Origin of the sequence: Enterobacter sp. CM29 (genome assembly GCF_013179605.1) — a bacterium.
GTDB lineage: Bacteria > Pseudomonadota > Gammaproteobacteria > Enterobacterales > Enterobacteriaceae > Enterobacter > Enterobacter intestinihominis.
In genome coordinates, this window is the sequence record NZ_JABMCU010000002.1 from 65,818 (window position 1) to 76,334 (window position 10,517).

Below are 10,517 nucleotides of genomic sequence, written 5' to 3' on the forward strand. Positions count from 1 at the left end.
TTTCGGAATTTTCATTATACCTTGAGAAAGTCCTGGTTACTGTTGTTATATGAAAAGAAAATAATATTTATGCTGCATATGGATGAGTCGGTTGATTAACGCAAAGATGTTCATGTGCATAACATTGATAACGGTTTATTAACCAAATGGGGTGCGGTAAAATTATTCAATGCGACAAGGAATATTGGCTTTAATTACATATGGGAATGATGTTTGTATTCTCAGGAGCAGGTTATGTCTCAAAATTTACCTTCTGTGCAAGGTACTTGCTACAAGCAACGGTTTGTTATTTCAGCCTGCGGTTTCACCTTTGAAGGGTATAGCCTGCTTCTGAAATCTCGAGGCGTACACGCCACGCGACTCCATTTTGAAGAGGATGAAATATGTTCCGTTGACGTTGAAGAAATGATGGAAAATCAATCGCCCGAGGTTTCGGTTTTCCTTGGTCGTGACGTTGCTACTTTTCTTGAAAGCCTGAAGCGCTTGGTATCCGTTCTGAATGCACTGCCGGTGATTTGCAGGGTCACCCTGTATGGTGCACTACCTGAGCGATGGCTTAATGCAACGTTGAGAAGTCTCGTTAATAATACAAAAAAGCTTTCCACGATCAGGGTAGAGAATATTACAGAAATAATGGGCTTTGTAAAAAATGAGACAGATGAGCGTGCTGGCCCTTCACGCTTGTTGCGTAACGTACCGGACAAGGAGGGTAAAAAAAATTTGCATGGGTTAACACATCGCGAGTTAACCGTGCTACTGAATTTCTATCGGGGTATTTCCATAAAAGAGCAGAGTAAGAGGTTAGGGCTGTCAGATAAAACTATTTATACCCATCGCAAGGTGGGTTTGGGTAAATTATATATTATCAGAGTATGGTTTAGCGACTCTCGCGTTTTCAGAGATGAGGTTTGTGCAGGAAAAAATAAAACAAAAGTGTTTTCGGAAACGGAAATAGATATATTACAAGCGTTACATAAACGGGAAATCTTTGCGGCTTATCAAATTATCACTGATAGTGATAAAAAAGGAGTTGGATTTGAAATCCTGCTGCGCTGGCATAAAAAAGGTGAGATCCTGAAGCCAGCCTATTTTCTGGGAGGGATAAAAAATAGTGAAATATGGCTCAAGCTAACGGCGTTAGTCATCCATGCGGCCGTATCAGGTATCAATAAATACAATGGAAAATATTATTTTTCAGTTAACATTCCTCCTCAACTTGCTTCGGGAAACGCGCTGCCGGGGATGGCCAAAAAGGCCGTCGAAATGTTATTCAAACCGCAGTGGGCCGGGAAACTGGTCTTTGAAGTAGCTGAAACGATTGACGTAACAAAGGATAAAAATATTCCCGAAACACTCCAGCGTTTACGCGCCGAGGGATGTCGGCTTTTTCTGGATGACTGTTTTTCAAAATATCATGCTATGCTGCCCATCAGACTGATTAATGTTGATGGACTAAAGCTTGATCGCGATATTGTTGAGCACTTTGTAGCTAACGACAAAGACTATAGCATTATTAAAGCGATACAGGTTTACAGCGACATGACGGGGACCGAATGCGTTGCGGAAGGCGTCGATAGCGAAGAAAAATTTGAAAAACTTGTCGCGTTAGGGGTTAAGCGATTCCAGGGTTATTATCTTTCCCGCGCGGTTAAAGAAGAAGAGTTGGATCGAATGGTACGGCTATTTAGTTAACGGCTTCACTATGCTGGTGGTACGACAGACTACAGTATTCGACCACCAGTAAAAAACACTCACTCACCGTCGCAATAGTGTATTCTCAGATATCATCACGCGTAAAGCCGACAACAATTTCAAGTGTGTTGCGAATGACATCGCAGGCTTCAGGCTCCTCGGTAATTTCAAGGGCGTGAATCAGTTGCAGGATGATCTCTTTATTCGAAAGGTTGTCACCGGTCAGCATAATACAGCGTATTGCCGAGCCTAACACTTCAACTTCACCACTGAGATGCTTTCCAGCATTAAGAAAGTGTTCCGCCAGTCCTTTATCGTGCAGGGCTTCAAAATTATACGTCTGGTGCATAGTCGCTTTACTCATGGTGGTCACCGTCTCGGTTAAAATTAGTGTTTCTTATTTGGGCTCAGAAGCGTGTTGTGAGTAAAGAGAGAGCGCATGCGGCCAATATCATAATCGCCCATCACTCTTCCCCGGTCGTGCGATACGCCGGTTACACGCTGGCGCACTTCATCTTCAGCGGCAATCAATGCATTTTTACGCTCATCATTTGATTCAACGTTAGCCATCGCCTGCAGGCGATTAGCAAGAGACGCAAAGGTAATAGGTCCGTTCTCTTTCAGTATGGATAATACGGCCTCACCGATAAGGTCATCCTTAAGTCGTTCAAATTTAGTTCTATGCATAGCTTAATCTCACTCTGCTACACGCGGCTGTAGCATGGGGTTAGTCATCGCATCCAGATGCTCTATTCTCACTCAGCATGACTAACTTAGTAAGTTAAAAACAGTGTTCAGGTTAACGCTCGAAGAAGAGGGCTATTAAACCGTTATAGTGCGCTTTCTCTACGTCAGACGTTGATTCTTCAATTCTGCGCAACAGCTTTGTACAAATTGTCATTCTGCTCAGTTGTACATTTTCTTTGATGATCTCACTGACAATGGCACCAAGGGTTTCCTGCTGTGTTGGGACGTTATCCTTGTTAAAATACAAGGTTATAGCGCTTTCTGCTGTAGAGGGAGCATGGTTGCGACGCATAATTTTCCACCGTTGACAAACAATTTTGTAACATCACTGGCATCGAATTTATACTATCCGGTCAAATCTGTACATCTAAATTGTACAAGTTTTTCGTGCGGTTCGGGGATTTGTCATAAGAACTATCAAAATTAGGGGGGAAGAGAGGGAGAAAAACGTGGGGCATAGAAAAGGCCCCGGAGGGCCTGAAATTATTTCCGTCCCAGCAGAAGTCCCAGAACGATGCCTACCGCACCCGCAGCGATTAAGCCCGTTAACGGGTTATTTCTGACGGCTTCAGTAACATCCGAGACGGCATCACTGGCCTGGGCAGCATATTTTTTCGCTGCACCTTTCACCTGATGTTTAGGGGAATCAACGAATTCACCAAACTGCTGCTGTGCAGAGCCGGATAATTCATCAAGTTTGTTTTTGGCTTTATCGCCAGCGTATTGTGCATTTTTATCAGTGTCGAAATCAGACATTCCAGCCTCCTTTTGTTGATAGTCTAAGGATAGACGCTGATGGCAAGAGTGAGAGAGAATTCGCTGAAATCGACGCCTGAGTACCTCTTTTTAGGATATGTCTTTCTTACATGTCCACCATAACGCCCTAAGGATGGAGTGGATAAATATTTCCCTCGCCGTCTCTGTCTACGTAGCGGGAAGAGACTATTTCTCTCGTGCGTTAGCGCGAAAGGTAATGTAATAGCCAAGGGATGCGGCCAGGCACAGCATATAGCCGAACGATTCCGAACCTTCCTCCACGGCGTTTTTCACGACACGCATATAGCCATGCTCCAGAATGGCGTGCCACAGCACCTGCATTCCAAAGAGACGGGAGAAGACCAGTACAGCCAGCAGGCCGCTCAACAGAATACCGTACCAGGGGGATTGCGTGTATTTTGCCAGCTGTTCCAGGGTAGTGCGAAAATGCATAACGGGGCGAATTATAGCCAGCAGAGCGGTAATCAGCGCGAACCACACCCAACTCCCATGAGAAATGAGGTCAAAAAGCGCGTCCAGTTCACGAATTAACATCGTCAGGAAAAAACCGCCAACCAGTATATTACAGTAACGCATGGATTCATCCATTTTCGCCAGACGAAAATGGAGAAACACGATAGTCGCTAATACCGTTTCCTGCATGATTTCGGTCAGTGATAATTCCGGAATATCATGGCCGACAAACCGCATATCAACCCAAAGACAAAGTATAATAAGCGCGCATGCGACCGCCGCGCCAACAAAGAATAAAAAGCTCTTTAGTACAATCATTAACACCACCATTTTGTTTGTAGCAGTATGTTAGGTGACGAGAATGTTATTTCTGTTCACATCGTGCCATATAAGTGCTGAATTTTAACATTACGAGCTAAATAGGATTCGTAGCGGCCAGAATAAACCCTAAATATCTTTTCTTCCTTGCCGGCGATGTGCTCATTGCAGCGTCTCTATCTTGTGGTTTACAGGGCAATAACATACGAGGTACCATACCCCCCTATAGTATCAGGAGGGCGTATGCCGCATTCACCCGAAGATAAAAAACGTATTCTGACCCGCGTCCGCCGCATTCGAGGCCAGGTTGATGCCCTTGAACGCGCCCTGGAGTCGGGCGATCCCTGTCTCGCCATTCTGCAGCAAATAGCCGCCGTGCGCGGTGCTGCCAATGGCCTGATGGGTGAAATGGTTGAAATTCACCTCAAAGATGAGCTGGTGACGGGGGAGACCACCCCGGATCAGCGGGCAGTGCGGATGGCGGAAGTCGGCCATTTGCTGCGCTCTTATCTAAAATAAACCCACACACCTCACAACAAGGGAAAGACATCATGAAATCTCGCGCAGCTGTCGCGTTCGGCCCAGGCCAGCCGCTGAAAATCGTTGAAATTGATGTTGCTCCGCCGAAGAAAGGCGAAGTGCTGATCAAAATTACTCACACCGGCGTCTGCCATACCGATGCGTTTACCCTGTCCGGTGACGATCCGGAAGGCGTATTCCCGGCGGTGCTCGGCCACGAAGGGGGCGGTGTAGTGGTGGAAGTGGGTGAAGGCGTTACCAGCCTGAAGCCCGGCGACCATGTGATCCCGCTTTACACCGCAGAGTGCGGCGAGTGTAAGTTCTGCAAATCCGGCAAAACTAATCTCTGTCAGGCAGTGCGCGCTACGCAGGGCAAAGGTCTTATGCCGGACGGTACCACCCGTTTCTCCTATAACGGCGAGCCAATCTATCACTACATGGGGACCAGCACCTTCAGCGAATACACGGTGTGCGCCGAGATCTCACTGGCGAAAGTGAATCCGCAGGCCCCGCTGGATAAAGTCTGTCTGCTCGGCTGCGGTGTCACCACCGGTATCGGCGCGGTGCATAACACGGCGAAAGTGAAAGAGGGTGACACCGTGGCGGTGTTCGGCCTGGGCGGGATCGGTCTGGCGGTCATCCAGGGCGCGGTACAGGCGAAAGCTGGGCGTATCATTGCTGTGGATACCAACCCGGAGAAATTTAAGCTCGCAGGTGAGATGGGTGCGACCGACTTCATCAACCCGAAAGACTACGACAAACCGGTTCAGGACGTGATCGTTGAGCTGACCGACGGCGGCGTGGACTTCAGCTTCGAATGTATCGGCAACGTCAACGTGATGCGCTCAGCGCTGGAGTGCTGCCACAAAGGCTGGGGTGAGAGCATCATTATCGGTGTGGCCGGCGCGGGTCAGGAGATTAAAACCCGTCCCTTCCAGCTGGTGACAGGGCGCGTATGGCGCGGGTCGGCATTTGGCGGCGTGAAAGGCCGTACACAGCTGCCGGGCATGGTTGAAGATGCGATGGTCGGCAAAATTCAGCTCGACCCGTTCATTACGCACCGCCTGCCGCTGGAGCAGATCAACGAAGCTTTCGATCTGATGCACGAAGGAAAATCCATTCGTACCGTCATCCATTTCGGCGACAACTGATTATTCTGCCAGCGGTTTTTCCCGCTGGCATTTCTTCCCTGATCTTCTCTAAAGTGTGACCTGTCTGGCGCTTTTAGGCGTAATCTAATTCCCCGCTGTGCCGATGACTCTTTTACAGGCGTGTTTTTACGCATCTTACCTATAAGAGAGTCGACGGTCATGGACAACACAACATCGATGCAGGCGCAGCACAAGCTGAGTTTCTTGCATCACATCCGGCTGGTTCCGCTGTTTTCCTCCATTCTCGGTGGCATTATTCTCCTGTTTGCCTTGAGCTCGGGTCTGGCAGGCTATTTCCTGCTCCAGGCCGATAACGATCAGCAGGATGTCACAGCAGAAATCCAGGTGCGCACCGGTCTGTCAAACAGTTCCAACCATTTACGCACCGCCCGTATCAACATGATCCACGCGGGGGCGGCGAGCCGCATCGCGGAGATGGAGGCGATGAAGCAAAACATCGCTGAGGCTGAGACCCGCATCAGGCAGTCGCAGGATGGATTTGCCGCCTATATGAAGCGCACCGTTCGCACTCAGGCTGATGAAGCGCTGGATGGCGATCTGAAAGCCCGCTATGACGCCTACATCGCCGGTATGCAGCCGATGCTGAAATATGCCAAAAACGGCATGTTTGAAGCCATTATCAACCATGAAAATGAGACCGCGCGTCCGCTGGACGATGCCTATAACGCGGTGCTGCTGAAGGCGATAAAAATCCGCACCGAACGCGCCAACGCACTGACGGCGCAGGCTCACACCCGCACCCGGCTGGGGCTGATGTTTATGTTCGGCGCGTTTGGCCTGGCGCTTGCGCTGGCGGTGATCACCTTTGTGGTGCTGCGCCGTACGGTGATAAACCCGCTTCAGCGAGCCGCTACGCGTATCGAAAATATCGCGAAAGGCGATTTAACCATGCCGGACGAACCGACCGGGCGCAGCGAAATTGGCCGCCTGACGCGCGATCTGCAAACAATGCAGCAGGCGCTGGTGACAACCGTGGGCACGGTGCGGCAGGGGGCGGAGGAGATTTACCGTGGAACCAGCGAGATCTCCGCGGGTAATACCGATCTCTCATCCCGAACCGAACAGCAGGCGGCGGCCATCGAACAGACGGCGGCCAGCATGGAGCAGCTCACCGCGACGGTGAAGCAAAACGCCGATAACGCGCATCATGCGAGTAAACTTGCAGAAGATGCCTCCGGTAAGGCCAGCCGCGGGGGGCAAATGGTCTCCGGCGTGGTGAAAACCATGGGTAATATTTCCACCAGCTCGAAGAAGATCTCTGAAATTACCGCCGTGATTAACAGCATCGCGTTCCAGACCAATATTCTCGCGCTCAATGCGGCGGTCGAGGCGGCGCGTGCGGGTGAACAGGGACGCGGCTTTGCGGTCGTAGCGAGTGAAGTCCGCACCCTGGCAAGCCGCAGCGCGAACGCGGCGAAAGAGATTGAAAGCCTGATTAATGAATCGGTGTCGCTTATCGATCAGGGTTCCGGGGAGGTGGTTGCGGCGGGCAATACCATGAATGAGATCGTCGAGGCGGTTAAACGCGTCACCGATATTATGCTGGAGATTGCGGCCGCGTCTGATGAGCAGAGCCGCGGCATTGTTCAGGTGAGCCAGGCGATTTCCGAGATGGATAAGGTGACGCAGCAGAATGCCTCGCTGGTGGAAGAAGCCTCTGCGGCGGCGGCCTCGCTGGAAGAGCAGGGCGCGCGTCTGACGGAAGCCGTTGGCGCGTTTCGTCTCAACGGGGCGCGCGCAGGACGGACTACAGCCGCCGCAACCGCAGCAAAACCCGCGCCTTTAACCCCGGCGGCGGCCGTCTCAGGTGATAACTGGGAAACGTTCTGAGTAAGACAGACCCGCCCTCGCGGCGGGTTCTGCGTTCAGGATCAGAGAGGCATTGACTTACGAATGGCGCTTAACAGCGTTTGGGCGCCTTCAGAGAGCGGGGCATCTACCCGCGTCAGGATCCCAATGGGTTCTCCTGCGCCGGGTGAGGTTACCGGCAGCGCGGTGAGCACGCCGCGTCGCAGATCGTCCTTCACCGCGCCGGACGGCACAAACCACACGTAGTCATAATCCACCGTCAGCTGGCGCGAAAGAGACGCCGAGAGCGTTTCAATACACCCTGAAGGCAGCGTGCAGCCCTGCATTTGCAGCAACGCTTCCGCATTCTGACGCGGAACCGTTCCTTTCGGGGAAACTACCACCGGCCACTCCATTACGCGGCTTAATGTGACGGTATCCTGCAACAGGGGATGATTCGGACGCACGACCAGCTTCAGTGATTCCAGGAACAGCAGCTCGTAATTCAGGCCGCTCATCAGTTCCGGATCGGACATCCGGCCAATGCCCAGATCGAGCTCCCCTGACTTCAGGCCCGCCAGCAGCATGGTGTTATTCATGGTCGCGACCTGAAGCGTGGCGTGCTTTTGCTGGCGGTGGAACTGGCCGATCGCCGCAGGCAATATGCCCAGCGCCGCCGTTGGCAGTGCCCCCACGCGCACGATGTCGCGGGCCTGCTCTTCTTTACGGTTTAAGGCCTGACCGGCGGTATTGAGGGCATCAAGAACTTTAACGGCATGCGTCAGGAACTGTTCGCCTACGAGCGTAAGCTGAGCGCCCAGACGGCCGCGGTCGAACAGACGGGTTCCGGTAAGCTGTTCCAGTTCGTTCAGCGTTTTCGATAGTGCAGGCTGACTAAGGTTAAGGGTTTCAGCCGCTCGCCCCAGCGTTCCCTGTTGAGCGACGGCCACAAATGTATGCAAATGGCGCAAGCGTATGCGCTGACTGAACAGACCATTTTTTTCCATAGGCGATGTTAAAAACAGAGCGACGCGGGTGACAAGTTAAGTTGTTTGAATTTGATAACCTGATAGCAAAATATTTTTAACATTTGATCTGTTTGAGTTACAACTGTTTTTCGAAAACGCCCATGCTTTGACCACTCGTCTGCCTGGATCACAATTTGTAAATTCTTCCCAACGAAAAGAACGGGCTTCTCTACACTCCAGGTAGTATTCACTGGAGGCATGACATCATGGCGAACACCATCACGGCTGATGATATTCGGGAACACTTTTCGCAGGCTATGTCGGCGATGTACCAGCAGGAAGTTCCGCAGTACGGCACCTTGCTGGAACTGGTGGCGGACGTTAACCTGGCGGTTCTGGAAAATAACCCACTTTTACATGAACAACTGGCAAATGCAGACGAACTGGCGCGCCTGAATGTTGAACGTCACGGTGCGATCCGCGTTGGCACCGCGCAGGAGCTTTCCACCCTGCGCCGGATCTTCGCCATTATGGGCATGTACCCGGTCAGCTACTACGATCTCTCCCAGGCGGGCGTCCCCGTCCACTCGACGGCGTTTCGTCCGACTGACGATGCGGCGCTCTGCCGTAATCCGTTTCGCATTTTTACCTCGCTGCTGCGCCTGGAGCTGATTGAAAACGTTGCGCTGCGCGAAAGGGCGGCAGAGATCCTCTCCCGGCGCAACATCTTTACGCCGCGCTGCCTGGACCTGATCGACCTGCATGATGTACAGGGACACTTTACCGAGGCACAGGCGCGCGAATTTGTGCAGGAAGCCTTAGAAACCTTCCGCTGGCATCGCCATGCGACGGTCGATCAGGAAACCTATCTGGCGCTTAGTAACGAACATCGCCTGATAGCCGACGTGGTCTGTTTCCCGGGGTGCCATATCAACCATCTCACGCCGCGCACGCTGGATATCGACCGGGTACAGGAGCTGATGCCGAAGTACGGCATTGAGCCGAAAATCCTGATTGAAGGCCCGCCACGCCGCGAGGTGCCGATCCTCCTGCGCCAGACCAGCTTTAAGGCGCTGGAAGAGCCGGTGCTTTTCGCGGGAGAACACAAGGGTACGCATACCGCGCGTTTCGGTGAGATTGAGCAGCGGGGCGTGGCCCTTACGCCGAAAGGGCGCGAGCTGTACGACCGTCTGTTAAATCAGGCCGGGACCGGCAAAGACAACCTGACCCATCAGCTTCACCTGCGCGAGATCTTCAGCACCTTCCCGGACAGCGAAATGTTCCTGCGCCGTCAGGGGCTGGCTTATTTCCGCTACCGTCTGACTCCGACAGGTGAGGCGCATCGCCACGCGTTTCGTCCCGGCGACGATCCGCAGCCGCTGATCGAACGCGGCTGGGTTGTGGCGCAGCCGATCACCTATGAGGATTTTCTGCCCGTCAGCGCGGCGGGGATTTTCCAGTCGAATCTTGGCAATGAAACGCAGGCGCGCAGCCACGGCAATGCCAGCCGCAATGCCTTCGAAGCCGCGCTCGGCTGTGCGGTGTACGACGAGTTTACGCTTTACGAGGAGGCGGAAGCGCGCAGCAAACAGCGTTGCGGTTTGCTCTGAAACCGTTACTCTGCAGGGGTGTGATGGAAAAAGAAGGTTGGTATGGAAAATCCCTCCGCCCCTGTGGTTGAAACGCGCCAGGGCGCACTAATTGGTTCTACTGAAGGCGATACCCATGTGTGGTGTGGCATTCCTTATGCGGCACCGCCGGTTGGCCCGTGGCGCTGGCGCTCCCCACGCCCCCCTGCACGCTGGGATGGCGTGCGTCCGGCGACGGCATTCTCCGCCTCCAGCTGGCAGAGCAGCGAAAGCTGTCAGGAGTTGGGCGGCGGCGATCCTGGCCAGTTCTCTGAAGACTGCCTGTACCTTAACGTCTGGTCGCCAGTCGTACGCGCCGATCCGCTTCCGGTGATGGTCTGGCTGCACGGCGGAGGATTTACACTCGGCGCTGGCGGTCTGCCTCCGTATAACGGCAGGGCACTGGCGAAGCGCGGTACGGTGGTGGTGACAATTAATTACCGTCTCGGCCACCT

Annotated in this window: 12 protein-coding genes; 6 read left to right on the top strand and 6 right to left on the bottom strand. The window is 52.6% G+C overall.

The window, feature by feature from the left end:
- Nucleotides 1–234 precede the first annotated feature (234 nt).
- Complete coding sequence (locus tag HP459_RS00660; RefSeq protein WP_171935817.1) at nucleotides 235–1,692, top strand: EAL domain-containing protein; 1,458 nt, start codon at nucleotides 235–237, stop codon at nucleotides 1,690–1,692.
- 85 nt (nucleotides 1,693–1,777) lie between these two features.
- On the opposite strand, the gene HP459_RS00665 is transcribed toward HP459_RS00660, so the two are convergent.
- The 5 genes from HP459_RS00665 to HP459_RS00685 all read right to left on the bottom strand — a co-directional run bounded on the left by HP459_RS00665 (nucleotide 1,778) and on the right by HP459_RS00685 (nucleotide 3,987).
- A complete protein-coding gene (locus HP459_RS00665) occupies nucleotides 1,778–2,041 on the bottom strand; it encodes a biofilm development regulator YmgB/AriR family protein (protein WP_022648069.1) in 264 nt (87 codons plus the stop codon).
- 38 nt (nucleotides 2,042–2,079) lie between these two features.
- The gene (locus HP459_RS00670; protein ID WP_045622789.1) at nucleotides 2,080–2,379 is read right to left on the bottom strand and encodes a hypothetical protein; all 300 of its coding nucleotides are present in this window, start codon (nucleotides 2,377–2,379) and stop codon (nucleotides 2,080–2,082) included.
- A gap of 112 nt (nucleotides 2,380–2,491) precedes the next feature.
- The gene (gene ycgZ / locus HP459_RS00675; protein ID WP_003857265.1) at nucleotides 2,492–2,731 is read right to left on the bottom strand and encodes a regulatory protein YcgZ; all 240 of its coding nucleotides are present in this window, start codon (nucleotides 2,729–2,731) and stop codon (nucleotides 2,492–2,494) included.
- Between the two features lie 191 nt (nucleotides 2,732–2,922).
- Nucleotides 2,923–3,195 (bottom strand): YqjD family protein, encoded by a 273-nt coding sequence (locus HP459_RS00680; RefSeq protein WP_003857263.1) that lies wholly within the window; start codon nucleotides 3,193–3,195, stop codon nucleotides 2,923–2,925.
- A 186-nt stretch (nucleotides 3,196–3,381) separates the two neighbouring features.
- Nucleotides 3,382–3,987 (bottom strand): hypothetical protein, encoded by a 606-nt coding sequence (locus HP459_RS00685; protein ID WP_023300068.1) that lies wholly within the window; start codon nucleotides 3,985–3,987, stop codon nucleotides 3,382–3,384.
- A gap of 243 nt (nucleotides 3,988–4,230) precedes the next feature.
- On the opposite strand from HP459_RS00685, the gene HP459_RS00690 reads away from it, so the two are divergent.
- The 3 genes from HP459_RS00690 (at nucleotide 4,231) to HP459_RS00700 (ending at nucleotide 7,508) form a co-directional block, all read left to right on the top strand.
- Nucleotides 4,231–4,506, top strand: a complete 276-nt coding sequence (locus tag HP459_RS00690; protein ID WP_003857256.1) for a metal/formaldehyde-sensitive transcriptional repressor — start codon at nucleotides 4,231–4,233, stop codon at nucleotides 4,504–4,506.
- 32 nt (nucleotides 4,507–4,538) lie between these two features.
- A complete protein-coding gene (locus HP459_RS00695; RefSeq protein WP_017693450.1) occupies nucleotides 4,539–5,657 on the top strand; it encodes an S-(hydroxymethyl)glutathione dehydrogenase/class III alcohol dehydrogenase in 1,119 nt (372 codons plus the stop codon).
- A gap of 159 nt (nucleotides 5,658–5,816) precedes the next feature.
- Nucleotides 5,817–7,508, top strand: coding sequence for a methyl-accepting chemotaxis protein (locus tag HP459_RS00700; protein ID WP_171935818.1), 1,692 nt, complete (start codon nucleotides 5,817–5,819; stop codon nucleotides 7,506–7,508).
- A 41-nt stretch (nucleotides 7,509–7,549) separates the two neighbouring features.
- On the opposite strand, the gene HP459_RS00705 is transcribed toward HP459_RS00700, so the two are convergent.
- Nucleotides 7,550–8,473 carry a LysR substrate-binding domain-containing protein gene (locus HP459_RS00705; RefSeq protein WP_038416030.1) on the bottom strand — a complete coding sequence of 308 codons (924 nt, stop codon included), beginning with the start codon at nucleotides 8,471–8,473 and terminating at the stop codon, nucleotides 7,550–7,552.
- Between the two features lie 227 nt (nucleotides 8,474–8,700).
- Between HP459_RS00705 and HP459_RS00710 the strand changes: the two genes are divergently transcribed.
- Both HP459_RS00710 and HP459_RS00715 read left to right on the top strand, forming a co-directional pair.
- Nucleotides 8,701–10,044: a VOC family protein gene (locus tag HP459_RS00710; RefSeq protein WP_022648074.1), complete on the top strand. Its 1,344-nt coding sequence runs from the start codon at nucleotides 8,701–8,703 to the stop codon at nucleotides 10,042–10,044.
- Nucleotides 10,045–10,086: 42 nt separating this feature from the next.
- Nucleotides 10,087–10,517: carboxylesterase family protein (locus HP459_RS00715; RefSeq protein ID WP_171935819.1), on the top strand; the 431-nt coding region annotated here is incomplete at its 3' end.

What these genes read in the sequence shown, in the direction of transcription:
- HP459_RS00660 (WP_171935817.1), top strand. Translation starts at nt 235, where the DNA reads ATGTCTCAAAATTTACCTTCTGTGCAAGGTACTTGCTACAAGCAACGG.
- HP459_RS00665 (WP_022648069.1), bottom strand. Translation starts at nt 2,041, where the DNA reads ATGCACCAGACGTATAATTTTGAAGCCCTGCACGATAAAGGACTGGCG.
- HP459_RS00670 (WP_045622789.1), bottom strand. Translation starts at nt 2,379, where the DNA reads ATGCATAGAACTAAATTTGAACGACTTAAGGATGACCTTATCGGTGAG.
- ycgZ (WP_003857265.1), bottom strand. Translation starts at nt 2,731, where the DNA reads ATGCGTCGCAACCATGCTCCCTCTACAGCAGAAAGCGCTATAACCTTG.
- HP459_RS00680 (WP_003857263.1), bottom strand. Translation starts at nt 3,195, where the DNA reads ATGTCTGATTTCGACACTGATAAAAATGCACAATACGCTGGCGATAAA.
- HP459_RS00685 (WP_023300068.1), bottom strand. Translation starts at nt 3,987, where the DNA reads ATGATTGTACTAAAGAGCTTTTTATTCTTTGTTGGCGCGGCGGTCGCA.
- HP459_RS00690 (WP_003857256.1), top strand. Translation starts at nt 4,231, where the DNA reads ATGCCGCATTCACCCGAAGATAAAAAACGTATTCTGACCCGCGTCCGC.
- HP459_RS00695 (WP_017693450.1), top strand. Translation starts at nt 4,539, where the DNA reads ATGAAATCTCGCGCAGCTGTCGCGTTCGGCCCAGGCCAGCCGCTGAAA.
- HP459_RS00700 (WP_171935818.1), top strand. Translation starts at nt 5,817, where the DNA reads ATGGACAACACAACATCGATGCAGGCGCAGCACAAGCTGAGTTTCTTG.
- HP459_RS00705 (WP_038416030.1), bottom strand. Translation starts at nt 8,473, where the DNA reads ATGGAAAAAAATGGTCTGTTCAGTCAGCGCATACGCTTGCGCCATTTG.
- HP459_RS00710 (WP_022648074.1), top strand. Translation starts at nt 8,701, where the DNA reads ATGGCGAACACCATCACGGCTGATGATATTCGGGAACACTTTTCGCAG.